The organism is Spirochaetota bacterium (assembly GCA_038043445.1).
Lineage (GTDB): Bacteria > Spirochaetota > Brachyspiria > Brachyspirales > JACRPF01 > JBBTBY01.
The window spans coordinates 16,731-43,105 of the sequence record JBBTBY010000065.1 but is presented as its reverse complement, the minus strand read 5'-3'; the positions used below and the strand labels follow the sequence as shown (position 1 = coordinate 43,105).

General features: G+C 53.5%; 25 protein-coding genes. 15 read left to right on the top strand and 10 right to left on the bottom strand.

The features are described from left to right. The 3 genes from AABZ39_09945 to AABZ39_09935 form a co-directional block, all read right to left on the bottom strand. Positions 1-837: UDP-glucuronic acid decarboxylase family protein (locus tag AABZ39_09945; protein ID MEK6795089.1), on the bottom strand; the 837-nt coding region annotated here is incomplete at its 3' end. Next, the gene (locus AABZ39_09940; GenBank protein MEK6795088.1) at positions 837-2,153 is read right to left on the bottom strand and encodes a UDP-glucose/GDP-mannose dehydrogenase family protein; all 1,317 of its coding nucleotides are present in this window, start codon (positions 2,151-2,153) and stop codon (positions 837-839) included. The genes AABZ39_09945 and AABZ39_09940, both read right to left, overlap by 1 nt. A gap of 132 nt (positions 2,154-2,285) precedes the next feature. Then, entirely contained in the window at positions 2,286-2,657 is a 372-nt protein-coding gene (locus AABZ39_09935) for an HU family DNA-binding protein (protein MEK6795087.1), read from the bottom strand. 241 nt (positions 2,658-2,898) lie between these two features. Here AABZ39_09935 and AABZ39_09930 point away from each other — a divergent pair, with 241 nt between their 5' ends. Beyond that, on the top strand, positions 2,899-4,407 hold the full coding sequence (locus tag AABZ39_09930) for a sulfatase (protein ID MEK6795086.1): 1,509 nt from the start codon (positions 2,899-2,901) through the stop codon (positions 4,405-4,407). Positions 4,408-4,515: 108 nt separating this feature from the next. Here AABZ39_09930 and AABZ39_09925 read toward each other — a convergent pair whose 3' ends face one another. Next, positions 4,516-5,388: a flagellin gene (locus AABZ39_09925; protein ID MEK6795085.1), complete on the bottom strand. Its 873-nt coding sequence runs from the start codon at positions 5,386-5,388 to the stop codon at positions 4,516-4,518. 164 nt (positions 5,389-5,552) lie between these two features. Next, positions 5,553-6,791 carry a hypothetical protein gene (locus tag AABZ39_09920; GenBank protein MEK6795084.1) on the bottom strand — a complete coding sequence of 413 codons (1,239 nt, stop codon included), beginning with the start codon at positions 6,789-6,791 and terminating at the stop codon, positions 5,553-5,555. Positions 6,792-6,908: 117 nt separating this feature from the next. Here AABZ39_09920 and AABZ39_09915 point away from each other — a divergent pair, with 117 nt between their 5' ends. From AABZ39_09915 to AABZ39_09875, 9 genes are all read left to right on the top strand, one after another. Next, a complete protein-coding gene (locus tag AABZ39_09915) occupies positions 6,909-7,313 on the top strand; it encodes a transcriptional repressor (GenBank protein ID MEK6795083.1) in 405 nt (134 codons plus the stop codon). Between the two features lie 28 nt (positions 7,314-7,341). Beyond that, entirely contained in the window at positions 7,342-8,076 is a 735-nt protein-coding gene (locus AABZ39_09910) for a metal ABC transporter ATP-binding protein (GenBank protein ID MEK6795082.1), read from the top strand. Next, positions 8,076-8,942, top strand: a complete 867-nt coding sequence (locus tag AABZ39_09905; protein MEK6795081.1) for a metal ABC transporter permease — start codon at positions 8,076-8,078, stop codon at positions 8,940-8,942. Before AABZ39_09910 ends, AABZ39_09905 begins: the two co-directional genes overlap by 1 nt. Before the next feature lie 23 nt (positions 8,943-8,965). Then, positions 8,966-9,862: a metal ABC transporter substrate-binding protein gene (locus tag AABZ39_09900; protein ID MEK6795080.1), complete on the top strand. Its 897-nt coding sequence runs from the start codon at positions 8,966-8,968 to the stop codon at positions 9,860-9,862. Between the two features lie 273 nt (positions 9,863-10,135). Beyond that, positions 10,136-11,332 carry an NADH-quinone oxidoreductase subunit D gene (locus AABZ39_09895; GenBank protein ID MEK6795079.1) on the top strand — a complete coding sequence of 399 codons (1,197 nt, stop codon included), beginning with the start codon at positions 10,136-10,138 and terminating at the stop codon, positions 11,330-11,332. Next, positions 11,325-11,792 carry an NADH-quinone oxidoreductase subunit NuoE gene (nuoE, locus tag AABZ39_09890; GenBank protein MEK6795078.1) on the top strand — a complete coding sequence of 156 codons (468 nt, stop codon included), beginning with the start codon at positions 11,325-11,327 and terminating at the stop codon, positions 11,790-11,792. Before AABZ39_09895 ends, nuoE begins: the two co-directional genes overlap by 8 nt. 7 nt (positions 11,793-11,799) lie before the next feature. Further along, positions 11,800-13,080, top strand: coding sequence for an NADH-quinone oxidoreductase subunit NuoF (gene nuoF, locus AABZ39_09885; GenBank protein MEK6795077.1), 1,281 nt, complete (start codon positions 11,800-11,802; stop codon positions 13,078-13,080). A gap of 57 nt (positions 13,081-13,137) precedes the next feature. After that, entirely contained in the window at positions 13,138-13,761 is a 624-nt protein-coding gene (locus AABZ39_09880; protein ID MEK6795076.1) for a chemotaxis protein CheD, read from the top strand. A gap of 75 nt (positions 13,762-13,836) precedes the next feature. After that, entirely contained in the window at positions 13,837-14,040 is a 204-nt protein-coding gene (locus AABZ39_09875) for a hypothetical protein (protein ID MEK6795075.1), read from the top strand. Positions 14,041-14,050: 10 nt separating this feature from the next. Here AABZ39_09875 and AABZ39_09870 read toward each other — a convergent pair whose 3' ends face one another. From AABZ39_09870 to hisF, 5 genes are read right to left on the bottom strand one after another with little or no spacing between them, the layout of a single operon-like run. Then, positions 14,051-15,247, bottom strand: a complete 1,197-nt coding sequence (locus tag AABZ39_09870) for a polysaccharide biosynthesis protein (protein MEK6795074.1) — start codon at positions 15,245-15,247, stop codon at positions 14,051-14,053. Next, entirely contained in the window at positions 15,244-15,942 is a 699-nt protein-coding gene (locus AABZ39_09865) for a sugar transferase (protein MEK6795073.1), read from the bottom strand. Before AABZ39_09865 ends, AABZ39_09870 begins: the two co-directional genes overlap by 4 nt. Before the next feature lies 1 nt (position 15,943). Beyond that, complete coding sequence (locus AABZ39_09860) at positions 15,944-16,909, bottom strand: NAD(P)-dependent oxidoreductase (GenBank protein MEK6795072.1); 966 nt, start codon at positions 16,907-16,909, stop codon at positions 15,944-15,946. Then, positions 16,906-17,766: a glycosyltransferase family 2 protein gene (locus AABZ39_09855; protein MEK6795071.1), complete on the bottom strand. Its 861-nt coding sequence runs from the start codon at positions 17,764-17,766 to the stop codon at positions 16,906-16,908. Before AABZ39_09855 ends, AABZ39_09860 begins: the two co-directional genes overlap by 4 nt. 9 nt (positions 17,767-17,775) lie before the next feature. Beyond that, the gene (gene hisF, locus AABZ39_09850) at positions 17,776-18,582 is read right to left on the bottom strand and encodes an imidazole glycerol phosphate synthase subunit HisF (GenBank protein MEK6795070.1); all 807 of its coding nucleotides are present in this window, start codon (positions 18,580-18,582) and stop codon (positions 17,776-17,778) included. A gap of 298 nt (positions 18,583-18,880) precedes the next feature. Here hisF and AABZ39_09845 point away from each other — a divergent pair, with 298 nt between their 5' ends. From AABZ39_09845 to AABZ39_09825, 5 genes are read left to right on the top strand one after another with little or no spacing between them, the layout of a single operon-like run. Then, positions 18,881-20,224, top strand: a complete 1,344-nt coding sequence (locus AABZ39_09845; GenBank protein MEK6795069.1) for an extracellular solute-binding protein — start codon at positions 18,881-18,883, stop codon at positions 20,222-20,224. 28 nt (positions 20,225-20,252) lie between these two features. Continuing rightward, on the top strand, positions 20,253-23,321 hold the full coding sequence (locus AABZ39_09840; GenBank protein MEK6795068.1) for a sugar-binding protein: 3,069 nt from the start codon (positions 20,253-20,255) through the stop codon (positions 23,319-23,321). Then, positions 23,321-24,118: an MBL fold metallo-hydrolase gene (locus AABZ39_09835; GenBank protein ID MEK6795067.1), complete on the top strand. Its 798-nt coding sequence runs from the start codon at positions 23,321-23,323 to the stop codon at positions 24,116-24,118. Before AABZ39_09840 ends, AABZ39_09835 begins: the two co-directional genes overlap by 1 nt. Before the next feature lie 23 nt (positions 24,119-24,141). Next, positions 24,142-25,041 (top strand): hypothetical protein, encoded by a 900-nt coding sequence (locus tag AABZ39_09830; protein ID MEK6795066.1) that lies wholly within the window; start codon positions 24,142-24,144, stop codon positions 25,039-25,041. A gap of 27 nt (positions 25,042-25,068) precedes the next feature. Further along, positions 25,069-26,373 (top strand): alpha-amylase family glycosyl hydrolase, encoded by a 1,305-nt coding sequence (locus tag AABZ39_09825; GenBank protein MEK6795065.1) that lies wholly within the window; start codon positions 25,069-25,071, stop codon positions 26,371-26,373. The last annotated feature ends 2 nt before the right edge of the window (positions 26,374-26,375 follow it).

Below are 26,375 nucleotides of genomic sequence, written 5' to 3'. Positions count from 1 at the left end.
ATCCGGTTTGCGCTTGGTCGGATCATCCTTCGGCAGCGGCTTGCACTCGATGGGCGCATGAGAACGCAGAAGGCGTTTGATCTTCTTCGCTATATCGAGAACGGTCATCTCGGTCGGATTGCCGAGATTCACCGGGCCGATGAATCCGGGGTTCTCCATCATCCGCACCATACCTTCGATGAGGTCATCGACGTAGCAAATGGATCGTGTCTGCCTGCCGGAACCATATACGGTAAGCGGCTCATTACGGAGCGCCTGCACGATGAAATTCGATACGACACGCCCATCATTCGGGTCCATGCGGGGTCCGTAGGTATTGAAGATACGGATCACGCGGATATTCACGTTGCGGTTCCGATGGTACTCAAGCATGAGCGTTTCGGCTACGCGCTTGCCTTCATCATAGCAGCTGCGTATACCGAAGGAATTCACATTGCCCCAGTACGTTTCCTTCTGCGGGTGCACCGCAGGATCTCCATAGACCTCGCTCGTAGAAGCCTGCAGCATGCGGGCCCCGTGCTTTGCCGCGAGCTCAAGCAGGTTCTTTACGCCGAGATAATTCGTATCGAGCGTAAAGAGCGGATCTTTCTGATAATGCGGCGGTGATGCCGGACATGCAAGATTGTAAATGCGTTCGATATACCCCGGATTGAACGGCTTTGTGACATCATGCCTGATGAACCGGAAACGTTTTTCGTTCGAAAGGTGCGCGAGATTCCGGCTCATCCCGGTATACAGATTATCGATGCCGACAACGTCCCATCCATCCTTCAGCAGCCGATCGCACAGATGCGATCCGAGAAAACCGGCGGCGCCGGTCACCAGTGCACGTCCCATTATCGTCGTCCCATGCCGTAATAGGAAAATCCTTCCTGTTTTACCCGTTTGGGGTCGTAGATATTGCGTCCATCGAATATGACATGCCCCTTGAGCTCGTTCCTGAGACGCAGCCATGATGGCCGCCGGAATTCATTCCATTCCGTGACAAGTATCAGACCATCCGTACCGTGCGCAGCATCATACATGTCCTTTGCGTAGGAAATTCTCTCCCCGAGCTGTTTGCGCGCTTCATCCATCGCTTCCGGGTCATAGGCTCGCACCGATGCGCCGAGCGAGATGAGCCGTTCGATAATGACAACGGATGGGGCCTCACGCATATCATCGGTCTTCGGCTTGAAGCTCAGTCCCAGCAGGGCGAATGTTCTCCCGGAAAGCGCACCCGGCTTGTCCGCCGCTTTAAAATGGTCAAGTATCGTTCCTATGAGAATGCCCTTTTGGTGATCATTGACCTCATCGACGGCTTTCATGAGATGCATATCGATGCCGTATTTTGTTCCTGTATGGATAAGAGCGAGGACATCCTTCGGGAAACAGGAACCCCCGTAACCGACACCGGGAAAAAGGAATTCATAGCCGATGCGCCGGTCGGCACCTATCCCTTCCCGCACTGCGGCGATATCCGCGCCGGTTCGCTCACAGAGATTCGATATCTCATTGACGAACGATATCTTCGCCGCGAGGAAGCAATTCGCGGCATACTTGGTCATTTCCGCGCTTTTTATATCCATGACAATGATGGGGTGGAACGTGCGGACGAACGGTTCATAAAGCTCTTTCATGAGCTCAGTGGCCTTTGCGGAACTGCTCCCGATAACGACGCGATCGGGGAACATGAAATCGTTTATCGCGCTCCCTTCCTTGAGGAATTCAGGGTTTGAGACCACATCGAACGGATGCTTTGTCTCCTTCGCGATGATGCCCCGGACATCATCCGCAGTACCGACGGGCACTGTGGACTTATCGACGATGACCTTATAACCGTCAATGGCTCGTCCGATATCCCGTGCCGCCGTATGCACGAACGAAAGGTTCGCCTCGCCATTATCCTTCATAGGCGTGCCTACGGCGAGAAAGATTATCGATGAGCGCCGCACCGCGTCCGCGAGGTCGGTGGTGAAGGACAGCCGCTTTTCCTCTATGCTCCGCTTCATAAGGTCTTCAAGTCCCGGCTCATAGATCGGCACTCCGCCGCTGTTGAGTATATCTATCTTTTTTTTATCGATGTCGACGCAAAATACATTATTCCCCGTATCAGCAAAACATGCACCGGTCACGAGGCCGACATAACCGGTACCGATGACAGCGATATCCATGGAAAGCATCTCCTGAGTTCGTGCGGCAACTATACAGCAAAAATCGTAAAACGCAATCATTTGCGGGGCGTTCGTGCAACAAATAAGAACGCCGTACCCGCAGAGCGAATACGGCGTTCATCGATACTGATCTTATTTCTTGAATTCTGCCTTGACAATGCCCTTGAACGCTTTGTTGAACGAGAACTTCGGCACCGCCGTCTCCGGCTTTGCTTTGATGGTTATCGTCTCGCCGGTGAGCGGGTTGCGTCCCTGGCGTTCCGGTTGCGCAGGTTTTACACGGACGAACAATTTACCGAGCGTTCCGACAGGCACCCGTGCTCCTTTCATCGCGCCGCGGCGAATAACTTCGAATACATCTTCGAAGATCTGCTTCATGTCCTTGCGCGATATGCCGCTTTTCTCGGAAACGTATGCGACAAGAGCGCTTGCGGTGTACTTTGTCGGGTATGCCGCGTTCGGATTCCCCTTCTTTTCCTCTTTCTTTTTCTTTGCAGCTGCCATGCATTTTCTCCTTACATGATATTTTTCCCCGATATATCAAAATCGAGTTAACATAAGTATATACTACCTGTTCGAATTTTACAAGCATTTTTTCATGAAAACAGCGATTTTTTAGGCTTTTTTTGAATTTTTTCGGCCAAATATTGCTTTTTTATTCTTAAGTGCCGGAATTTGACAGAATCAAAAAACGCATTATATTATATATGGAAAGTTAGATTTCATATATGATATTGGAGTATTTATGCGTATCATTTACATCGACATCGATACCTTACGTCCGGACCATCTTGGCTGCTATGGTTATGAAAGGGACACATCCCCGAATATTGACAGCGTTGCGAAGGATGCGGTCATGTTCAATTCGTGTTTTGTCCCTGATGCGCCGTGTCTTCCATCGCGTTCGGCACTTCATCACGGCAGATTCGGTATCCATAATGGGGCATTGTGTCATGGCGGCACCTATGCTGACCCCTATCCGGAAGGGATCACGCGCAGTTTCAGCAACACCTATCCGTATAAAAAATTCGTGCAGGTACTCAGGACCGCAGGATTCTATAATTGTCTCGTCAGCTCATTCGCGGGACGCCACGATGCATGGTGGTTCTATGCGGGATTCAATGAGATATACGATTGCGGCAAGGGAGGGATGGAGATCCAGACCGAGGTCACCGATACGGCACTTGAGAAACTCGATGCGCTCAAGGGAAAGGATAATTGGTATCTGCATTTCAACATCTGGGACCCGCATACTCCGTACCGTACACCGGAGGACTACGATAATCCGTTCAAGGATGATCCGCCGCCGTCATGGCTGACGCAGAAGATCATCGATACTCACAATATGACATTCGGTCAGCATTGTGCCGCGAACCATCTTCGGGAAGGTGCAAGCGAGGACTTCTATAAGAAGTACCCGCGTGAACCGCGTGAGATAAAGACCACCGCCGATTTCAAGAAGCATGTCGACGGCTATGATGTCGGCATTCGTTTTGCCGACGAAGCGGTAGGACGTATCGTACAGGAACTGAAAGCGCAGGGGATATACGATGAAACGGCGATCATCATCTCCTCCGACCATGGCGAGAACCAGGGCGAGCTCAATATCTACGGTGATCATCAGACCGCTGACTATATCACCAATCGCGTACCGATGATAGTGAAATGGCCAGGGGTGCAGCCCGGCGTCAATAATGGCTTTCACTATCAATTCGATATCGCTGCAACGATAGTGGAATTGGTCGGAAAGAACGTGCCTTCGAAATGGGATGCGCTCGGGTTCAAGGATGCGTTCATCGCCGGCAAAGAGCGGGGAAGGGATCACCTTGTCATCAGCAACTCTGCGTGGAGCTCGATGCGCGCCGTCATCTTCGGTGATCATATCCTCATCAGGACGTATCGCGATCCGGTGCGCGAATACCCGGAATTGATGCTGTTCAATTGGAAACATGACCCGCATGAGACGAACGATCTTTCCGCGGCAATGCCTGAAAAAGTGAACGAGGGGCTTGCACTGCTTCAGCAATGGCTCGATGAGCAGATGTTGAGCGCCGACCGTAAGGAAGATCCGTTCATGAAGGTCATCGAAGAGGGCGGGCCGTATCATCTGCGAGGGCGATTGGACAAGACCATCGAACACTATGAGAAGATGGGGCGCCGCGATCTTGTCGACAGGATCCATGCTCGATACAGGAGCGGCAGCGGATATTATGCTGCAGATTGGTCGGTCACCGGATTAAAGAAAGCGCCTTAAGCATGCGTGCTCCGAGCGGAGTCGAGGGGCACTGGTATCCCTCGGTTCCGCACTGCAAAAAAAACGGACGCCCGAAGGCGTCCGTTACCCGATATGATGTCCTTTCGGTTACTGCAGCAGTCTGAGCACGTTCTGGGAGAGCGTGTTCGCCTGGGCAAGCATTGCAGTGTTCGCCTGATTGAGGATCTGGTTCTTGGTGAAGTTCGCCATGACCTCGGCCATATCCGTATCACGGATGCGGCTTTCCGACGCCTGCAGGTTCTCATATCCGACCATCAAACCTTGTGCGGTGAATTCAAGGCGGTTCTGATACGCCCCGAGGTCCGCACGCTGTTTGAACACTTTCTTCATCGCTTCATCCACCATGCCGATGACCGCGTTGGCCTTCTGCGGGGTGGACACACTGATGAATGTCGCGGCTTCGGCCATGTTCGTAGCGTTCTTGAGGCCGAGTCCCTGCGAGTTCATCGTGCCGATGTACAAGCGCACGCGCTGTTCCATGTTCGGGCCGATGTGCAGCCATATCGACGCGGTCGGGGTGTTCTGCCCCTGGAAGGCGGCGAAGCGGCCGGTCAGCATGTTCATTTTATTGAACTCTGCATGCGACGCTACGCGGTCTATCTCGTCGATGAGCTGCGACACCTCGACCTGTATCTGCATGCGATCTTCATCGCTGTAGATACCGTTCGAGGACTGGATGGCGAGCTCGCGGAGCCTGTGCAGTATTGCGGAGATCGAATCGAGGTATCCCTCGCTCGTCTGTATGAACGAAATACCGTCCTCGGTGTTCCGTTCCGCCTGCCTGAGTCCGCGGATCTGCGCGCGCATCTTTTCCGATACGGCGAGGCCCGACGCATCATCTCCCGCCCGATTGATACGCATACCGGAGCCGAGCTTCTCGACATCCTTCTGCAGATCGGTCTGGCGGAACTTGAGCGTGCGATGAGCGTTTATGGCGCTCATGTTGTGGTTGATGATCATAGCATCCTCCTTGGTGGTAGGTCATATCCGGCTTCCGTTCCGGATAATTCGTACGCCGATGTTCCGTCCCTGAGTATGTGGCGAGGGCACAGTCCACAAGCGTACTGTTATGAATGTCGGGAAACGGCGAATTTGCTTTACACTTTTTTTTGCGCCGGCTGGGATCAATAGAGCCCGTATACCTCGAGGAATTCCTCGACGATGGCCCGCATCATGATGATCTTTTTCTCAAGGGTGATATCGCGATGAAGCTCGATACCGTAGGCATCGATGTTCTTCTGCGCGGCATAATACGTGAGCGTATTGGGCATCGGTTTCAGGAGGGGCGAGAACTGCAGGTCGCTCACCTCGATGCGGCGGTTGATATGCTCCAGCACGCGCGCTACCGTCGGCGTGAAACGCTCGAAATCATAGACAATGGTCTGCCCGTACTTTTCCTTGTCCTTGTCGGCGATATGCCAGCCGAATCCCTCATGCAGATTGAGGACAAGATGTATCTGATATTCATTGAGCATGTCCTGATATTTTATCGCTATCTTGTCTATCTCATTCTCGAGCATGCGTATCTTTCTATCGTAGAATTTGCGGTTAAGGTCCTCGATAACGTATCGTTCACCGATCTTTGCCGCCGGCGCCACCGGGCTGGGGATCGTAGTGATACTGCCGGAGCGAATGACGATATTCCCGATATCGGCGGCTACGATACTTGCCGCGCGCTCGTCAGCATGGGGTGCCATCACGAATACATTCGTGCCCGGGGTGCGATGGACGACACGGTATACCGGTGTTTCGTACTGCGTCCCTTTGAATATGGTATAGGTGTACCGGCGTATGTTCCTGCTGAGATAGTCGGCTCGTTTCTGTTCGAGGATGATCTCCATGGCAGAAAGCACCGTATGCGTTCGCGCATCGATCGACTCCGGAATGGTAAGCCCATCCGACATGCTCGAACGCTGATAGGTTTCCAAAATGTAGTCAAGGGGGAGATCGCCTTTTTTGCTCACATAGACGCCATTACGCAGCGTCACGAGATGCGATTTTGTTCCTTTTACCAGGATAAAACTGCGTCCGCGTATCGTATAGGTATATCGTTTATCTACAGAGAATTGGAACTCATGTGCCGCTTTCCCCTCGGATCGTATGATAAGTATTCCGGCATCGAGGCGATGAACTCCTTTCGCATAGTTGAACACGGTGTTCTCACCGAGGAAATATGAAGCCTCATCCGTAATGAGCGCGATGTAGGCATTCGTACCGGTCCGTATCTGGAATGACGTTCGCGGTATACCCTCGGTGATATCGATACTTGTTGATTGATGTACGGTTATCGATATCTCCCCCTGCTGCCCCAGATGTTCGAACACATTATGAGGGAAAAGATTGATCGCCAGGCATGTGATCACAAGGTATGCAGTAATTCGGCGCATCATGGATACATTGTCGGCAGTGGGTAAAATCACTTGACAAATGCCGGCGTAATCGTATACTTTTATCTGCAAACCATTCGCATAATAGAAGACATGAGAACATCCGCAAAAAATCCGCTCACCGCGCATCGCGAGAGCATTCTACGGGTCGTGGAGCGATCACGGGCACCGATCACCGCCGAGCTGGTCCATCGCGCATTGAAGAACGTCGATCTTGCCACCGTATACCGTGCGCTGTATTTCCTTGCGCAAACGAGGCGCATAACCGAATTCGTCGTCGACTGTTCTGAAGAAGGCATCGTACGATATTATTACCCCCTCCGCGAGCCGCATCTGCATTTTTTTCACTGCACATCATGCCATCGATTCATCCCCTATGACGGATGCAGTGTTTCGGACTCGCTGTCGAAGTTCGAGCGTGAGAGCGGATGCGCCGTACGCACACATGCACTTTCGCTTTCCGGACTTTGCGCTGCATGCAATACCGGTGACGCATGAGAAGCGCACCGAACCATCGGAGCATGCTGTGAATGCCATAACGATAGAGAACTGCACGGTACGCTATCGTGATGTCACAGTGTTCTCCGGACTTTCGGCGACAGTGCCGAAGGGAAAGATAACCTCCATCATCGGCCCCAACGGTGCGGGTAAGACGACGCTTATCCTCGCGATACTCGGGCTTACCGTGTATACAGGCCGGATCTCCTTCTACACAGAACGAAAAAGGATACGATTCGCCTATGCACCGCAGAATCTCGATCTCCCCGTCGATGCGACGGTGACCGTTTCCGATCTTTTTGCCGTGCTCCTGCAAACCAGACCGGTATTCTATGGATATGAACGCACACTGAAAGCGGTTGTCGATGAACATCTGTCCCTCGTCGGTTTCGACCCGACAAAGGCGAACAGGAAGATACGCTCGCTCTCCGGCGGGGAGCTGGAACGCATCATGCTCGCGGCAAGCCTTGCGCAAAAGCCCGACATCCTCATCCTCGATGAGCCGGTGGCGGGTGTCGACATGGCCGGGGAGAAACTGTTCGAAGAGGTGATCACGAACGTACACCGTCGTTTCGGCATGACGATAATCATGATATCGCATGATATCGCCACCGTGCGCCGCTGCTCCGACCATGTGCTCTGCCTCAATCACGGCATTGTCTGCGAAGGGACACCGGAGCATGCACTGAATCCCGAGTCGATCGGGCTCCTGTTCAATACGCCGGCGCTGTATCCGCATCGCCATGAGCACAAGGAGCACTGATGGACACGCTCATGAACATCTGGTACGGCATTGCCGGCATGCTTCCGTTCACCTGGATAAAGCCGCTCTTCATGAAGAACGCGTTCCTCGCGATCATACTCGTCTCACCCATGACCGCGCTTATCGGCGTCCATCTTACCGCGTTCCGCATGGCGTTCTTCGCCGACGCGATATCGCATTCGGCGTTCACCGGCATAGCCCTCGGCTTCATTTTCATGGTCGACCCTGTCATTGCGACGGCGATATTCGCCGTGCTCGTTGCGTTCATGATAATCCGGATAGAACGGACATCACCCCTGGCGCCGGACAGCGTGATAAGCGTCATCATGAGCGCCGGCATCGCTGTCGGGCTTGCCGTTGCGAGCTATCGCAAGACATTCATGCGTGATCTCACGAAATATCTCTTCGGCGATATATTGACCGTTTCCGGGACGGACATTCTCATGCTCGCTGTCGCCTGTGCCGTCTGCGTCGCATTCATCACGGCAACGTTCAATCGGCTCACGCTCCTTTCGCTCAATGAGCATATCGCGGTCAAACGATATCCGAACGTCGCCATAAGCAAACTGGTCTTTTCGCTCCTCACCGCGGTGGTGGTCGCCCTCTGCATAAAAGTTATCGGCATGCTGCTCATCACCTCGCTCCTTATCATACCGGTGACCGCAGCGCGGCTCATCGCACGGAATATCGTTTCTACCGTTTGGTTCGGGATGATGGCATCGATGACCGCATCGATAGCAGGTCTTATCGTTTCCTATTATCTGGATATCGCGACCGGGCCGGCGATAATCATCATATTATCGATGATCTTTGCGATAGCGTATGCGGCTGCGCTCATCATGCGCACGCAGCGGCGTACGGTATGATCAGCACTCATAGGGAGGGCAGCATGGTGAAAAAGATCGCTGCGGCTGCGTTCGCCATCATATGCTGTTCCTGCGACATGAAAAGGAACGCGCATGCCGATATCCTGACATCGTTCTTTCCCATGCAGATATTCGCGCTGAACGTTACTGCAGGGACCGATATATTGCCCTTGCTGCTCCTGCCGCCGGAACTAGGTTGTCCGCATGATTATGCGCTTACCCCCGGCGATGTCGAGCGATTATCCACTGCAAAAGCCGTTATCATCAACGGGACAATGGAAAGTTTCATCACACCGGAAAAGATGAAGGCCGTCAATCCGCTGCTTCGCATCATCGATGTTTCGAAAGACGTAACGCTTCTCCGTGATGACGGCGATGCGCATGAAGGGCATGCGGGCGGCTATAATCCGCATACCTGGGTATCGCCGCGTATTGCGGCGGGGCAGGTGAGGGCGATGGGACGCTCACTTGCGGTGCTCTATCCGGAGAAAGCCGCACTCCTTTACGCCAATGCCGACAGGTATGCGAAACGGCTCGATCTGCTTGCCGCCGAGATGAGATCGTCGTTCGCCGCGCTGCCGTCACGCGACATCATTACATTCCACGATGCATTCGCCTATTTCGCGCGTGATCTCGGACTTTCCGTCGTCGGTGTCGTCGAGCTCGATCCGGGAACATCCCCGTCCGCGAAGCATATCATGGGGATAGCAGCGCTTGCCAGGCGGCACGGCGTCCGAACCATATTCGCCGAAGTGCAATATCCCGACGCGGTGGCACGGGCCGTTGCCGCAGAAGCGAATGCACGGATACTGATACTCGATCCTGTTGCGAGCGGAAAGAACGCTTCCCCCGGCTATTACGAAGCCGTGATGCAAAGGAATGCGGCTGTCATAACCGAGGCGATGCGCGGCCAAAAATGATACGACCGCAAAGACGCCGGAATATATTCGTTTTCCCGCGAGTGTTTTTTTTGATGGTGAAATGCTCTGATCGATTGACGCCAAATTAAGAGGGATAGACACGAATTGCACGGATACCCACGAATAATTCGTGGAAATTAGTGTAATTCGTGTCTGGCTGCTGATTCCAGCCTCATGCAATTATTTCGCTGCGTTACTACAATGGAAAGTCACACACTGTTTTCCCCATGTCGTTGACAAAACAGGCCCATCGAATATAATCGGCTTCGCCCTATGCAAAACGTCATCAATAAAGAAAGACCAGCCCCCGGGCATGTAAAGATAAACCTCGGTCCGTCGCATCCGGCGACGCACGGCGTCATGCATAATATCCTCGAACTGGACGGTGAACGCGTCGTCAAGAGCGAACAGATCATCGGCTATGTGCACCGATCGTTCGAGAAACTCGCGGAAAAATACACCTATAATCAATTCCTCACCTGCACCGATCGGATGAACTACGTCTCGTCACCGATGAACAATATCGCCTGGCTTTGTGCGGTCGAGAAGGCGCTCGGCATCGAGATACCCGAACGGGCGAAATATCTCCGCATCATCATAAATGAGATGTCGCGCGTTTCCGACCACTTCGTTTTCCTCGGCGTCATGGGCGTGGACGTAGGCGCGCTCACCGGTTTCACTTGGGTGTACCGCGAGCGGGAAAAGTTCATGCAGGTGCTTGAGAAATTCGTCGGCGCGCGGCTTACGACATCGTTCGGACGCATCGGCGGCCTGCAATGCGATGCTTATGACGGTTTTATCGCCGATATCAAAGCGCTCATCAGATCCCATCGGAAGACGCAGAAGGAATTCGAGACATTGCTTGCGAAGAACAGGATATTCATGGAGCGGACCATCGGTGTAGCACCGATAGACAGGGACCGTGCCGTGGAATATGGATACACCGGCCCGAATCTCAGGGCATGCGGTGTCGATTATGATATCCGGAAAGCGAAACCCTATCTCGGCTATGAACGCTTCTCGTTCGATATCCCCGTCGGCGTCAACGGCGACGCGTATGACCGCTTCCTCATGCGCTGTGCCGAAATATGGGAATCGCTTCGCATCGTTGAACAGGCAATAAACGATCTCCCCGTCGGTCCGGTCATGACCACGGAACACAAGGTCGGGCTTCCCCCGAAAGCCGATGTCTATACCGATATGGGGTCGCTTATCGATCATTTCAAGATAATGACCGAAGGTGTAGTATTGCCCGTCGGCGAGTACTGGTCTTCGTATGAAATAGCCAATGGGGAGATGGGTTTTTATATCGTGTCGACCGGAGAGAAATTTCCCTGGCGCGTAGCTGTCCGCCGGCCCTGTTTCTGGTATTATCAATCATTCAGCGAACTGATAAAGGGACGCCTTCTTTCCGATGTCGTCGTCGCCATGAGCTCGCTCAATGTCATCGTGGGAGAGCTCGATGGCTGATGCAGCAGCGATAGAAGCGATCGCACGGGAATATGCGGGCAAATTCCCCGACAAGCAGCCCGCAGTGCTCGCAGCGCTCCATCATGCGAACAGTACGGATGGCCATATCACACCGGAAGCGGTTGAGGCGATAGCCGCCGCGGTAGGGGTAACGGCGGTACGTGTCTGGGGTGTGGCTACGTTCTATACGATGTATAACCAGCAGCCGGTGGGGAAGTATCTCGTTCAGGTGTGCACGAACATCTCCTGTTCACTTCGCGGAAGCTACGCGATACTCACGCATCTCGAGAAGAAGCTCAATGTAAAGATCGGCGCAACGACACCGGACCTGCGCTATACGCTCATCGAGGTGGAGTGTCTCGGCGCCTGCGGCGGCGCTCCCGCCATGCAGATAAACGATGATTACCATGAGAACCTTACCACGGATACGGTCGATGAAATAATTGCAAGGCTCACGTAGGACACCCATGGCGGAACATGAACGCATATTGAAATACAGGAACGAACCGGGAAGCGAGAAGCTCGCGTTCTATCAGAACCGTGCCGACGGATATCGCGGGCTTGCCAAAGCGCTTGCGATGACGAGCGCCGATATCATCACCACGGTGAAAGAGTCGGGGCTCCGCGGACGCGGCGGCGCGGGTTTCCCCACCGGTGAGAAATGGGGTTTTATCCCTACGGACGGGCAGGAACATTTCGTCCTCTGCAATGCGGACGAGGGGGAGCCGGGCACGTTCAAGGACAGGGAGATCATCTCCCATAATCCGCATGCGGTGATCGAAGGAATGGCGATCGCGGGAAAAGCGGTGAACGCATCCCGCGGATATTTCTATATACGCGGCGAATTCGAACGAGAGCGGAAGATCTTCGAATCTGCGGTGGCCGAAGCGTACAAGGGCGGTCATCTCGGAAAGAACATTCAGGGAACGAATTTTTCGTTCGATCTGTTCGTCTATCGCGGTGCCGGGGCGTATATCTGCGGTGAGGAAACAGCGCTCATATCGTCATTGTCGGGGTTGCGCGGTCATCCGCTCCTTCGCCCGCCGTTCCCGGCAATAAAGGGCTTTTACGGAAAACCGACCGTCGTCAATAATGTCGAGACCTATGCCAATGTCGGCGGTATCATCAATTACGGTACGACATGGTTCCGCTCGGTGGGCACTGAACGCTCACCGGGGACAAAGCTTTTCTGCGTATCCGGCCATGTGAACAAGCCCGGCGTCTATGAGATACCCCTCGGTACGCCGTTCATGGAATTCATCAGTGAGCATTGCGGCGGCATACTCGGCGGCCGCGAATTGAAATGCATTATCCCCGGCGGTTCATCGACGCCCATGCTTCTGCCCTCCGAGGTGGAGGATATGACGCTCGATTACGAATCGATATCGTCGAAAGGGAGCATGCTCGGCAGCGGGGCTGTCATCGTCATCGCGCATGAGACGTGCATGGTGCGGACCGTGTGGCGATTGCTGAAATTCTATGAACACGAGTCGTGCGGTTTCTGCACGCCGTGCCGCGAGGGCATCGCATGGCTCTCGAAGATCTTGGGAAGTATCGTGCTCGGAACGTCCGTCGGCAATGAAATATCGCTCATGGAGGATATCATCCGCGGGATCGAGGGCAATACCGTCTGTGCGCTCGCGGATGCGGGCATAACGCCGATCAAGAGCGCGCTGAAGAAATTCCCCGACGAGTTCAAATATGCTGTGGAGAACAAACGGCTCAAGTATCAATTCCTTGCTGAATGATATCGATACCCGGCCCGGGCGTATCGGTATGCGCATACGCACTGAATGGATGCAGGCATGCATGAACACGTGATCCCATCGCATGACGGGACGATGCGGCACCGTGTAACGCTCTTCTCCGGTGAACATTACGTCACGAATGGGAGCATTGAGATAGCGACCTTGCTCGGCTCCTGCGTCGCTGCCTGTCTGTACGATGAGACGGCGCGCGTCGCGGGCATGAACCATTTTCTTCTTGCGAATTACCGCTACGCCCTTGAGACACCCGTATGCATGACCGAAGCGGGCCGCTACGGTGTGCATGCGATGGAACTGCTCATCAACGCCCTTATGAAACGCGGGGCCGATCGTTCGCGGCTTCGTGCAAAGGCGTTCGGCGGAGGTGCGGTGCTCGATACGGTGGAGGACGCCGAACGGAAACGCGATTCCTTCATGGCGGTCGGCGATGTGAACTGCCGCTTCATCATCGAATTCCTCCGGACGGAAAGGATACCCCTTGTTGCGTCGGACCTCGGCGGGCTTGAAGGACGAGTCATCCATTTCGACACGAACGATCATTCGGTCTATATGCGGAGGATAAAACGAAGCACTACCGTGCGTGTTGAACGTGCGGAACGGGAGTATTGGAAAAAATCACTTGATGAACATTCCGGTGGTACAGCGCCGGTGGTCTGGACATAGTGTCCGGCGGGGGCTCTAGTTGACATAATACGGGATTCCTGTATAATACGATAAAATTCACTTGAGGGTGACGACATGCAGGCAGTTGAAAAGATCAAAATGCTCATTACCGGGCTTGATGAAGAAGTAACACGGCTTGAGGTTAAACGCATCAAGGCGGCAACAACGAAGGTTCGCAAGGCACTTCAGGAAATTTCGCGGGCATGCAAAGAAGGCCGACTCGAGGCAAATGCGATAAAAGCCCAGATAACCGCGGAAAAGCAGCAGACCAAGGCGTAGATTCGCCGAGCTACATCTTCTGATCGAGGTTCATACGCTTCTCTTCGCGTGATAGTTCCGGTACGGCTATCCTTATCGCAGTTATCATCTCGTCAAGAGACCATAAGTTTTTCTTTCGTATCCGTTCGAAAGAGTCCATTGCCTTTTTTACACCATCGTCCCTGTGCTCCGCACGTACGATGATGCCGGTACTCGTAAACCGGTCCATGTCGATGATGTCGTCGGCGGTGTGAAATTCCTCAAAGGGCTTTTCGCCCATCGTATCGCTTTCGAAGAAATAGCAGGGCCATCTCTTGTCCGAAGGGGAGCGCTCTGTCATGCGCGAGCGCGCCTCCACCTCGGAAGAACACGCGAGCGGCGTGTACCCGTGAAACGCAAGCACTTCCGCCGCTATCTGCGAGAAGGTGTACATGTCATCATGCTCGCTCAATTTCGGGAAGAATATCTCGCGGTTCTTCCCCAGAAAGCAGGAGAGGAGGCACAGCTCACCGGCTTCCTGCTCGGAAATGAAATAGCGTTTTACATCGAACGGCGCCGAGAGGGGCTGCATTTTCCGGAGGCGCACAAGAAAACCGTGAAGAAGGCTGCCGTCGGAGAACGCGACATTGGCAAAACGCGCGGTCGAGAACGGGATGCGGTCCGCATAGGAAAGGAGAAGACGCTCCATGAACACCTTAGTGGCGCCCATGACGCTTGCCGGGTTCGCCGCTTTGTCGGACGATACCGAGAAATGTTTGCGCATGCTCCTTTTCGGCACGGCATCGAGGAGCCTTTTCACCGCGAGCACGTTCGTGTTGTACATACGCATGAGCGTGAATGGGTCCTTCTCGGAACGGACATGTTTGAGCGCCGAGAAATTGACCGTGTAATCGTAGGGCTTTTCGGAACGAAGGAGATGATGGAATTCATCCGACCCCATCGCTACCGCGAATGTCTTAAGATCATCGGGGACGGGTGTCGATGATGAGCGCACATCGCGGACCACTTCGACGAGATTGTTCTCGCTGATATCGACGAGATGGAGCGCGCGCGGGGCGAACGGGAGTATCTGCCTGACGAAGCTCGCGCCGATGGAGCCAGCCGCGCCGATAACGAGCACGCGAGCGTTCTCTACCGCATTGGAAATCTCGGTGCGATGCCGCGCGATATCCGCTGTAAAGAGCGAACCGTCTCGCCTGAGCACCTTTTTCAGCAATGCATCGTTCATGCGCGTTCCTTATTACGGATGAAATAGCTTCGCAGGGAAGATGCCTCGATGCGGTCGCGTACCGCGAACCAGGCGAGCGGTATGTTCGAGCGCGGGAACAGTATCACTATGGCTGTTGCGATGATTATCTTCATGTCGGTACGTATGCTTCGGTTGTCGGCATACCATTCCTCGAGCGAGCCCTTGAGCGGCAGTATGTCCTCGCGGTAGCATTTCATGGTGTTCTTTTTCGATGCGGCAAGTATGCTTTCTTCATCGCGGAAGAATATCGAGCCCAGGCCCGTGACGCCGGGGCGTACGGATGCAATGCACTTCTGTGCGTGTTTCGGATAATAGCGGAACACTTCCTCGGTGAGCGGGCGCGGGCCGACAAGGGACATGTCGCCCTTGAATACATTGAGTATCTGCGGCAGCTCGTTCATTTTCGTTTTTCTGAGGAATTTCCCCAGGGGGAGCACGCGAGGATCATCCTTCGTCGTGACTGTGCCGGAGGCGGGGCTGTTCTTAAGCATGGTGGCGAATTTCATGAGGCCGAATATTTTCTTATGCATGCCTACGCGCGGCTGCAGGAAGAATATTTCGCCCTCGCCGGTAAAGCGCAGTATCGGGACTATCACGATGAAGAGCGGTGATACGCAGATAAGGGCGATGAGCGAAAGGGTGATGTCGATGATGCGCTTGATCAATGCGTACATGTCAGCCGTCCTTTCCCGGAGTGTTCGCGAGCGTCCGCGTGATATCCCATTGCCGCACGGCGCGTGTTTTGGCGAGCGCGCCCGTATCGTAGAGCGCATCGTCCGCTATCTTCATGAGCTGCCGCCGGTAGAATTTCGCCTTGGCGGGTACAACTATACCGAAGATATGCAACAACGCAAGCGGCAGGGCGGGCGGTATCGTGAGTATCGGCATTCTCCGTGTGTGGTATCGCTTCTGAAAAGCGCGGATAATATCGTTGATGGAGTACGCACTCGCATCGGCGCAATTGAAGGTGCGGCCGTTGAATTTCCTGTCCTCGATGCCTCGGATGATGATATCGACGGCGTTGTGCACGGAGCAGAGCGACACGCGCTGTTCGCCCGAGCCGATGCGGTAGAACGCGCGTTTCCCGGGGAGATAGATGCGTTTGGAAAGGTTCAGCAGAAAATCCGCGCCGTATACCGGTGCGAGACGGAATATCGTCGCCGGTACGGCATGCTTTTTCGAGAAGGTGAGAATGGCGTTCTCGGCGGCGATCTTACTCTCGGCATAGGGTTCTTCGGGGATGAGCGGTGCGCCTTCGTCGAGCGCTCCGTTCTGCGTGCCGTACACGGATATCGTGCTGAGGAAGATGATGCGGCGTAACGATCGCTTCACGCAGGAGAGAATGTTCTCCGTACCCGTTACGTTCACGCGAAAATAGTTCTCACGCGAGAGGTCCTTCGACCTGTTGTGCACGAGCGCTGCGCAGTGGATAAGAATGGATGCCTTCTCGACGGCTGTCGGTATGCTGCTTCTATCGGTAATATCCGCTTTGTGATACGTGATGCCGGCAAGTTCAGCGTTCGCATTCTCCTGTCTGTCAATACCGATGACGGAATATTTCTTTTTCAGCTGCCCGGCCAATGTGGAGCCGATATATCCGTTCACGCCGGTGATCAGTACTGTCCTTCCGCTCTTTATCATCGTGCCGTGCCGTTTTTCATCTTTTTAAGAAAGTCCATCGCCTCGCGATTCGTTCTCTTTCGCTCCTTGTCGAAGAACCATCCCCACTTATTGAAATAATAGAGCGTTGATCGGAGGTAAATGAAGAACATCTTCAGATCGAGAAATGACTTGCGCATATGGTCATGCGTTGCGCGGAGTGACGGATGGAACATCGTTGTGCCGAACTGGTGAAGTCTGCGCGTGAGATCGATATCCTCGCAGAAGAGGAAGTAGTTCTCATCGAAAAGTCCGGACCGTTGAAGGGCGCTCGTGCGCATCATCATGAAGCAGCCGGAAATGAACGGGACGGGCATGATCGCGCGGTAGCCGGACGCACGCATCTCGAAGCGTTCGTTTATCCATGAAAGCAGGATGGGCAGGGGTAAGAGCCTGCGCACGAAAAAATCGAGCGGTGTCGGGAGGAGTTTGCAGAGATACTGGAGCCGTCCGTCGGGGTACACAATCTTCGGTGTAACGAGCGATACATCAGTGTTCTTCTCGAGATATTCAAAAAGCCCGCGTATCGTCCCCGGCGGGAATGTAATATCGGGATTTATCGCCGCGTGATAGCGTGAATCCTTCATCGACAGGCGCATGGCGATGTTCTGCCCGGCGCCGTAGCCCCTGTTCGCGCTCACGATGACCAATATACGGGGGAATTCCCTGCGTATGAGGTCCGCCGTGCCGTCGGTAGAAGCGCTGTCGACGACGATGATGCGATGACGCAGGCGGTCCTTTTTCAGCGCAGCTTCGGCCTTGCGAAGGATGTCGTTTATCGTCCGCGCATGATTATACGTGACGATGGAAAGTGTTACATCGTATTTTTCTTTTTTCATCGATGGACGTCACCCGTTGCCGCTGGCATTCTCACTGAGAGAGGCGTTCGAGTAGCCCCCGGTCAGCCGCACCGGTATGCCCGCGGCGGCAAGGGCGTTCTTGACATCGCGGACCGATAACTCGCGGTAGTGGAAAATGCTCGCTGCAAGGACGGCATCGGCATTCCCTGTCTTGACGGCATCGACCATGTGTTCTACCGTGCCGGCGCCGCCCGAGGCTATCACCGGTATTTTCACCTTCGATGATACGGCGTAATTGAGCTCATTGTCATAGCCGTTCTTCGTGCCGTCGGCATCCATGCTCGTGAGAAGTATCTCGCCCGCGCCGCGCTTTTCCGCCTCGATTATCCATTGGAGCGCATCAATGCCGGTCGGTATGCGGCCGCCGGATACATAGACTTCCCATCCGCCGTTGCCGTTACGCTTGGCGTCGCAGGCTACCACGATGCATTGCGATCCGAACGCGCGCGCGCCTTCATCGATAAGCGACGGGTTTTTCACCGCAGCCGAGTTTATCGATATCTTGTCCGCACCTGCCACGAGAAGCCCGCGCATGTCATCGACCGTGCTTATGCCGCCGCCGATGGTGAACGGGATGAATATCGATTCGGCCACGCGTCTGGCAAGGTCCACGGTCTTTCTGTTCTCATGGGTGGCGGTAATGTCAAGGAATATTATCTCATCGGCGCATTCGCGGTCGTAGAATATGGCGTTCTCCACCGCGTCGCCGGCGTCCTGGATATTGACGAAATTGACGCCTTTTACGACGCGTCCGTTCCTGATGTCAAGGCAGGGTATGACACGCTTGGCAAGCATGCGCGCTCCTTCACCCGTTCGCCGGGCATATGCTACTTAACGATACTACGGGGGTTTTGTCAAGCTGTGGCGATTTAACAAATCGGTACCAGACCGCGAGTATCAATGGGAAAGCCAGGATTTAGCGCATAGCTTTCGCTGGAAATGACTTGAATGCATGAAAATAGTATGAATATTCTTGCATCGGGTCGTGTGTGATTTAGTACTCAGTATCTTAAAATTTGACTTTATTTGATATTTGACTATTATATATTAAGAGAGTGCACTGAGTGCCATCTTTATGAATTCAATGGAAAAAATGGACAAACCGAGATATATCACACTTGCCGACGCGCTGTTGCTTGAGGCACATATGTCAGGGGAGCGCACATTCCGGCTGCCCAGTGAACTGAAGCTCATGAAGCAATACGGTCTTTCGATCACGACCGTACGTAAGGCACTGCAGCATCTCGTTAGAAAGAACCTGCTTGTAAAGCAGCACGGCATCGGATCGTTCATACGCACCGAGATGATCCGAGCGCGGACGGTGAGAGTGTCTCTGGCACGGCATTATCCTGCCGACCGGAGATTCCACGAAGAGATTATTCGACGATTTCAGATGAACAACGATGGGGTAACTGTTACGTGGCCTGACCGGATGCCGTATACAGTAGAGAACCTCAGCAGTACGGATATCATTCAGTTGTCGATGGACTATGCGAAGCGCAATGCAGCGTATTTCATGCCGCTTGATACGTTCATTCAAACGAATTGCCCGGACGTGTATCCGCAGAAGGTGCTCGACCTGTTCCGTGTGCAGGGTACCTGTTTCGGTCTGCCGAGAAAATATTCCCCGTTCTATCTTTTCTGCGATCTGAAACGGTTCAAAGAGAAAGGGATACCGATACCGTCGGCGGACTGGACATGGGATGAATTCCTCGCCGCCGTTGAACGGCTGTACGAGCCGGAACGGGCATACGGCTATTTTGCCGATCCAAATTTCTACGACCTTTTTCCATTGATTCTTCAGAATGAAGGATCAATTTCTGAAACTTCGCTATTCGATCCGCATGACAGTCGGACCATGCAGGCGTTCTCGTTCTACGCGAAGCTCTGTTCCATGTCCGATATTGACCATGCGAACATCACTTGGCGCACTGGTTTTGAACGTCTCATGAGCGGGCGTGCTGCAATAGTGTTCTCCACGCTCACATTTCTTCTCAATTTCCCGGATGAACAGCTTCCGGACGGGTACGGTATACTGCCGCTGCCCCGAGGACGCAGAAAAGCGAATATCCTGACCGGTGAATGCTATTGCCTTACCAAGTATGCAGGCCGCCTCGAGGATGCATCCGCACTGCTCGCTGAACTTTCAGGAGAATATGCACGTGCGTTGCTTTTTCGTGAACGGATCCTGATGCCGGTCACAGGAAAAAATGTATTTTTTCCGGGTGTGCCTGACGTTCAGAAGGAGGTTGCATGCAGTTCGGTGATATCGCTCTGGACCGACCGCGAAATAGCACACTGCGCTTTACCTGCTCTCCGTGCTATATTCCATGCCAGTGAAGGTGATCTGGAAGAAGCATGCATACGATTGAAGGACGATATCGATATGATCGTGCACAAGCGCAATGAAATAGAGTCGCATGTGTTGATCCAGTAATGGTTCACCGCGAGGAGATATTTAAATCATGATAAGAATAAAGCGATCGCAGGTATGCGCCGTGTTCGGTATGCTCATGACCTTCCTCGTGCACAACATGTACGCAGGAGCGATCGCGTTCTGGCCGCTCAACGAGGGAGAGGGGACATTGCTCCGCGAAAAGATATCGGAAAAGAACGGTGTTTTCTTCTCTGTGCAGGCAGGGACGGAGATGTCATGGCGTGACGGATCGGAGCTGTTTTTTCCCGGAGGCAAGGGAGGGGCGCATGTTAAGATAGAATCCGGGGGAAAGATTCTTTCCGGAAAGACATTCGAGGTCAGTCTTGAGGTCCGGGTCGCCGAGCCGGCGGATAGCGGGTACATGTTGACATCGAAACACGCCAGCACAAAGACCGGAGGTTTTTTGATTTTTTATGACGGACGCATTCGGAAGATGAATGTCGATTTTTCCGACGGAAATATGATATTCAAATCGGCGTTCGAACTGCAGAAGCAACTTGCCGCGGATCGCTGGCAGAAGGTCATGATACGATATGACGGTGCTGTTCTTACGCTATTCATTGACGATGTTAAGGTAAAGGATATCGAACTTTCCGGATGCCGTCTTGCGGAAAGTCAGTACCCCCTGCTTATCGGGGGGTATTTCAATAACCTCGGTGAGAGTTTCGGTGGCAGCATCCGTAATGTTTCTCTCACAAAGCTCAGTGCGGCAGGGGTGAGCGATATCCCGTCCGTTCAGCGTACCGGTGTACCTACGATCGACGGTACGATTGATGATGCATGCTGGCAGAATGCACAGTTCCAGTCGCAGTTCGTACATTTTTACAAGGACAAGCCCGCGGACCCTCAAACCGAATTCGCTGTGAATACCGACGGAACGAACCTTTATCTTGCCATGCGATGTAACGATCAGTCGCCGGAGAAGATCCTTAAGAGGCCGCGTGAACGTGATAATACACAAATGTGGGATGACGATGTCGTTGAGATCTTTCTGGACCCTGATGCGAGCGGTGACCATTATTTTCACTTTGCGATCAGTGCCGGCAATGTTCAGTATGATGCCCTTATTACACGCTATGGGATGCAGCAAAATGTTGACTTTAATGCCGACTGGCGTTCAGCGGTACAGATCGGCAGCAGCGGGTGGACCGCTGAGATAGCTATTCCTCTTTCTGAGATACTGGTCAAGTCACACGGTTCCGAGGATTGGCATTTCAATGTGTGCCGGGACTGTAAAACAGGTGAGAAAAAACAGGCTTACAGCACCTGGGGTACGTATGCGAAAGGCGAGCCCAACAAAGGGTTCCATAGCTTTAAATTGTTCCGAATCGTAACCGGGTTTTCTCCTCCGTTGTACAGCACTGCGGCAACGGCACGCGTCGCAGCAGATCGTAAAAAATGGCAGCTTGATGTCAAGCCTTCGGCTGAAAGAACTGCATTGGTAAAGATCCGTGACTTCTGGATGGTCGGGAATAACTGCGTCGTGCCTAACTGGTTCGTCTCTCTTGCTCCGGGGAAGGACATACAAGCGACTAAGACGTCCTATGATATACTTCTCCCAGAGGGTGTTGAACTCATCTGGACGGGATCGATCTCGAATCTCACCATACGCGGAGGCGGTGCTGAATATGCTACTGTAAAAAACACGCCGGTTTCAATTGACGGGAAGCTGTTCACTCCGTACACCGTTACGCCTGTCGTTATTCACCACGGCTGCACTGTCATCGGACCGTTCTATTTGCGGTCATCACTGGCGGACGGCGTGTTGAGGGATATGTACTTCAGCGCACGCTGGGATGGCGGCAGACAGGATCGGGAAAAGATCGCGCTGGTAACGAAAGCGTTCCCGTCACCGGGGATGCCGAAAAAACTTATTGCACCGATCGCCTGGATGAATGCCTGGCAATATCTCGCCTGGCCTGATTTTCCTTCGGCATATGAGTCTCTTGGTTTTAACTGCATTGGAACGCATGGTTTGTACGATAACAAGGTCGATTTGGAACAGCGCATCACGCTTCTGAACCAGATGCGTGAAAGAGGATTCAGCATTATGCTTGTCGATTCACCGTTCCTTGGTATGCATTTACAGTCACCTTCGGAAGTACGGTCGCTTGACAGGAACGGAGCTCCGAAGAGCGAACGCGATGTCTGTCCCGTGTACCGCGGCGCGCTATTTCAGGACGAAGTCCGCCGTGTCGCCGACCTTTCAGCTCAGATACGCCCTGATATCGTGAACCTTGATATCGAGTGCTATCAGGCAGGTGCTTTCGCCGGCAAGACCGAGCAGTGCAGCCGATGCACGGAATACATCAAAAACCGCGGTGTTGCACCGGGTGAGGCGATGACCGATCTCGGGGTCGATATCATGCGGCATGTGAAGGTTGCCCTGAACGCGGCGGCGGATTCGGGGAAATATCCGTATCCCCGACTCGGGACGTACCACACCGAGCCGGGCGGTTTCGTGTATCAGGATACGTTCAATTTCGATAAGCTTTACCGTGAAAAAGCCGCTGATTTCTGTCATCCGGTGAATTATAAATCACAGAACGCGAAATTCTACGGTGAAAGAATGCGCGAGCTTCGCGCCATGCTTCCCGACGGGGATATCATTCCGTGGGTTACAGCAGGATACACGCTCGACATGACGATCGAGTATCCGACGGAGTGGGTGTACAATTATGTGCTTGAGACATACGGCTCCGGGCTCAGGGGTATTTACTGGTTCCTGTTCGAAAAGTTCGAGGGTTCGGACCTTTATTACTATGCAAAAGCAATGGAGGCGGTAAATCCGGTCTCTGAACTTATCTATGACAGCAAACCTCTTGAAAATGTGAAAGGAAGCATTCCATCGGTCTCGGTAAATGCAATAGCGAATGGTAGAGAGACAGTGCTGCTGCTTTCCGATTATTCGGACAAGGCCAGTATCGGACGGATAGAAATAACGCTTCCCGCGGAACTATCCGGCACCGTCTGGGACCTGGCGCGTAAAAAAATATGCGGCAGAATGAGCGGGAGGATGGTCATCATCGATAATTGGCAGCCGATAATGCCTGAAGTCCATACGGCACTCTACTATATCGGGCCGCGGTCGTTCTGATGCCAATGCGGAACAGCGGATCAAAAATACGTTCGGAGATATTGTTTCTGGGGACGGCAAGTGTACTGCCCGAAGCAGGGAACGACACGGCAAGTGTTCTTCTCGACAGGAAATATCTCATCGACGCGGGATGGTATGCCCCGCTCAACATGCTCCGTTTCGGCGTAACCCCGCTCGATATTGAAGCGGTGTTTATTACTCATTTCCATCAGGATCATTATCTCGGTCTTGTCGATCTGATCTTCTACTTCGCAATGAATAAAAAAAAGTATGCAGAACGCTCACCGGTACGGATCTATGGCCCAAAAGAGGATATCGATGATGTGTACCGGAGAATATGCATATTGCTTAAAGCGGACATCGATTTGGGGGTTCTGGGGTCGATGCAATTCGACCTTATCGGTGTTTCACCCGGAACAGCGGTCGATATTCCGGAGTACACGGTCATGCCCTGTCGCACGGAACATGCTGTCCCAAGTCTCTGCTACCGATTCACATCACGGGGGACGGGCAGGACAATTGCCTATACCGGAGATACCGGATATAGTGAGACGCTTAGCGAAGAGCTTGCGGGGATCGACTTGCTTATTCATGAAGCATCATGCGGCGCAGCCGTGGGGCCTCACGTCGGACACTCCGGGGCTGTCGACGCTGCAACGTGTGCCGTACATGCACGCGTTCGACGACTCATACTTACCCACTGCGAGAAACGGCTCCGCAGTGATGCATTAAAAGCGGCGAAAGCAGTATTCAGGGAGACGCGATTGTCCAAACCGGGTGACCGTGTACTCCTGTAAGTGCGGCAATCATAGCAAGGGACATGGCGATGCAGATACATGAGATAGATCTTCACTATCATGCCGGCCAGGAGAGGCAACACAAGGCGCTGCGTGAACATCTTGCGCATGCGGTCAGCACCGGGAGAAAGATTCTCGGCGTTACCGATCATTACGATCTCTATCTGCCGGGGAACGAGGATAATGCGGAGACTATATATCCGCGGAGCATTGACGGCCTGCTCGCGTATGCCGCTGAGCTTCGTTCGCTGAAAAACGAATTTCCATCACTCGCGGTATATTTTGCGCCGGAGATCGGAGCGGACATCAGATTCAGCGATATTCCTGATGCGGTACACGCGGTATCCGATTATTTCATCTGCGAACCACCCGCAGTGGTGGCGGATAAGAAGGAGAATACCGAACGCCGCGTTGAGCGGCTGTCGCAGATCGCAGCATTTTCGAAGCGTACCGAAAAGCCGGTTTTTCTCGCACATCCGTTCCGATCGGCCGTTGACAGGCGACTCGTGAAAAACCCCATTGAGCCCGCTATTGTCGGCATGAGAACCCGTGCAAGCATATCTGACTATGGGGCGGAAGAGGTAAGTGACTTTTTCCTGCAGGACATAGTGCTACTGGCAAAGGAATCAGCACGGCTTGGTATTCCTCTCGAGATCAACGGGGAGACGCATCACCGCATCCGCGTAACCAATCTACCTGCACCGCTCACTCTCTTGTGGGCTGCCTATTTCATCATGAAACAGTATGGTGCTTCCTTTGTGCCGGGAAGCGATCAGCATGATTTTTGGATCGGCAGGCACGGTGCATATGTACCGTATGACTGCTTTTCGGCCATCGGTGTTACGGCGGAAGCTATTCGTTTTTTGACATGGCCTCTGTTCGATGATGCGTGCTGTTTACATAATTTTCACCCCCTTGTATAATACGGCCTGTAGAATGAAGGAGCATACATGGCCGCGATACGCATTTACAATATCTTTCCGCGGCTTCTCGGGCATATCTCCAATTGGCATATGCATATACCCCGCATACGCGCCATGGGTTTTGATACGATATACCTCAACCCGCTCTCCTATCCCGGTTTCTCCGGGAGCCTCTATGCCATCAAAGACCATTATGCGTACAATCCGATGTTCTTCACATCGACGGAGCGAACGGTCGCCGAAAAGGAGCTTTCCGCGTTCATTGCCGCCTGTGGCAAGCAGGGCATTTCCGTCATGATGGACCTCGTGATAAATCACACCGCATCCGATTCCGCGCTCGCGAAAGAGCATCCTGCATGGTATAAGAAAGACAAGGACGGAAAATTCGTATCGCCGGGTGCGTGGGATGACGGGAAGTGGGTGAGCTGGGGCGATCTCATCGAGATAGATAATGAAGCGACGGAGGACAGGAAGGGCCTTGTCAGCTACTGGAAGAAGCTCATCACCGCTCATATCGAGCTCGGGTTCACCGGCTTCCGCTGCGATGCGGCGTATAAAGTACCGGCCGATATGTGGAAAGAGCTCATAACGCATGCAAAGAAGAAAGGACCGATGGTCTTCTTCGCGGAAACGCTCGGCTGCCCCATGAAGGATGTCATCGCACTTGCCGGTGCGGGTTTCGACTACATCGCCAGTTCCGCCCGCTGGTGGAATTTCCATGACGACTGGTGCCTTACGCAGTACAATGAGTCCCGCGTGCACGCCCCGTCGGTCTCGTTCCCCGAGAACCATGATACGATGCGCACGATAACCGAGTACGGCGGGAATATAAACCACGTGCGTCTTGTCATGCTCCTGACCGCGCTCCTGTCCGCGGGATGGATGATAACCTCCGGTTTCGAATGGGGGTATCGCCGCCGCTGCGACGTCGTGCACGGCATGCCGGAAGACGCCGAGCAGATACAATACGATATCTCCGATCATATCCGCCGCATCAATGCGTTCAAGAACTCACACGATGTATTCCGCACCGAAGGCGACGTGCGCGTCGTGCTCCCCATCGATGCCCCTGAAAAAGATGATGCGAACGGGATGAAAGCGCTTGCAGATGCCGACGGCAAGAAGAATCGTGTGCTCGGCATCACGAAAGAGAGCAGTGACGGGAAGAGCACCGCGCTCATCTTTTTCAATACCGATGTGAACACGGAACGGACGGTCGATGTGTCGGCCTTCAGCATCAGAAAGGATATCTCCCTTGACGGTGCGCTGAAAGCCGTGCCTCGCGGAAGCATCACCATCGCCCCCGGCGATGCGCGGATATTCCTCCTCTAGCC

Coding starts and splice junctions, on each gene's coding strand:
- nuoF (MEK6795077.1), top strand. CDS start 11,800: ATGGCGGAACATGAACGCATATTGAAATACAGGAACGAACCGGGAAGC.
- AABZ39_09880 (MEK6795076.1), top strand. CDS start 13,138: ATGCATGAACACGTGATCCCATCGCATGACGGGACGATGCGGCACCGT.
- AABZ39_09925 (MEK6795085.1), bottom strand. CDS start 5,388: ATGATCATCAACCACAACATGAGCGCCATAAACGCTCATCGCACGCTC.
- AABZ39_09835 (MEK6795067.1), top strand. CDS start 23,321: ATGCCAATGCGGAACAGCGGATCAAAAATACGTTCGGAGATATTGTTT.
- AABZ39_09830 (MEK6795066.1), top strand. CDS start 24,142: ATGGCGATGCAGATACATGAGATAGATCTTCACTATCATGCCGGCCAG.
- hisF (MEK6795070.1), bottom strand. CDS start 18,582: ATGCTTGCCAAGCGTGTCATACCCTGCCTTGACATCAGGAACGGACGC.
- AABZ39_09825 (MEK6795065.1), top strand. CDS start 25,069: ATGGCCGCGATACGCATTTACAATATCTTTCCGCGGCTTCTCGGGCAT.
- AABZ39_09855 (MEK6795071.1), bottom strand. CDS start 17,766: ATGAAAAAAGAAAAATACGATGTAACACTTTCCATCGTCACGTATAAT.
- AABZ39_09865 (MEK6795073.1), bottom strand. CDS start 15,942: ATGTACGCATTGATCAAGCGCATCATCGACATCACCCTTTCGCTCATC.
- AABZ39_09845 (MEK6795069.1), top strand. CDS start 18,881: ATGGACAAACCGAGATATATCACACTTGCCGACGCGCTGTTGCTTGAG.
- AABZ39_09935 (MEK6795087.1), bottom strand. CDS start 2,657: ATGGCAGCTGCAAAGAAAAAGAAAGAGGAAAAGAAGGGGAATCCGAAC.
- AABZ39_09900 (MEK6795080.1), top strand. CDS start 8,966: ATGGTGAAAAAGATCGCTGCGGCTGCGTTCGCCATCATATGCTGTTCC.
- AABZ39_09905 (MEK6795081.1), top strand. CDS start 8,076: ATGGACACGCTCATGAACATCTGGTACGGCATTGCCGGCATGCTTCCG.
- AABZ39_09930 (MEK6795086.1), top strand. CDS start 2,899: ATGCGTATCATTTACATCGACATCGATACCTTACGTCCGGACCATCTT.
- AABZ39_09870 (MEK6795074.1), bottom strand. CDS start 15,247: ATGAACGATGCATTGCTGAAAAAGGTGCTCAGGCGAGACGGTTCGCTC.
- AABZ39_09940 (MEK6795088.1), bottom strand. CDS start 2,153: ATGGATATCGCTGTCATCGGTACCGGTTATGTCGGCCTCGTGACCGGT.
- AABZ39_09860 (MEK6795072.1), bottom strand. CDS start 16,909: ATGATAAAGAGCGGAAGGACAGTACTGATCACCGGCGTGAACGGATAT.
- AABZ39_09875 (MEK6795075.1), top strand. CDS start 13,837: ATGCAGGCAGTTGAAAAGATCAAAATGCTCATTACCGGGCTTGATGAA.
- AABZ39_09895 (MEK6795079.1), top strand. CDS start 10,136: ATGCAAAACGTCATCAATAAAGAAAGACCAGCCCCCGGGCATGTAAAG.
- AABZ39_09840 (MEK6795068.1), top strand. CDS start 20,253: ATGATAAGAATAAAGCGATCGCAGGTATGCGCCGTGTTCGGTATGCTC.
- AABZ39_09915 (MEK6795083.1), top strand. CDS start 6,909: ATGAGAACATCCGCAAAAAATCCGCTCACCGCGCATCGCGAGAGCATT.
- nuoE (MEK6795078.1), top strand. CDS start 11,325: ATGGCTGATGCAGCAGCGATAGAAGCGATCGCACGGGAATATGCGGGC.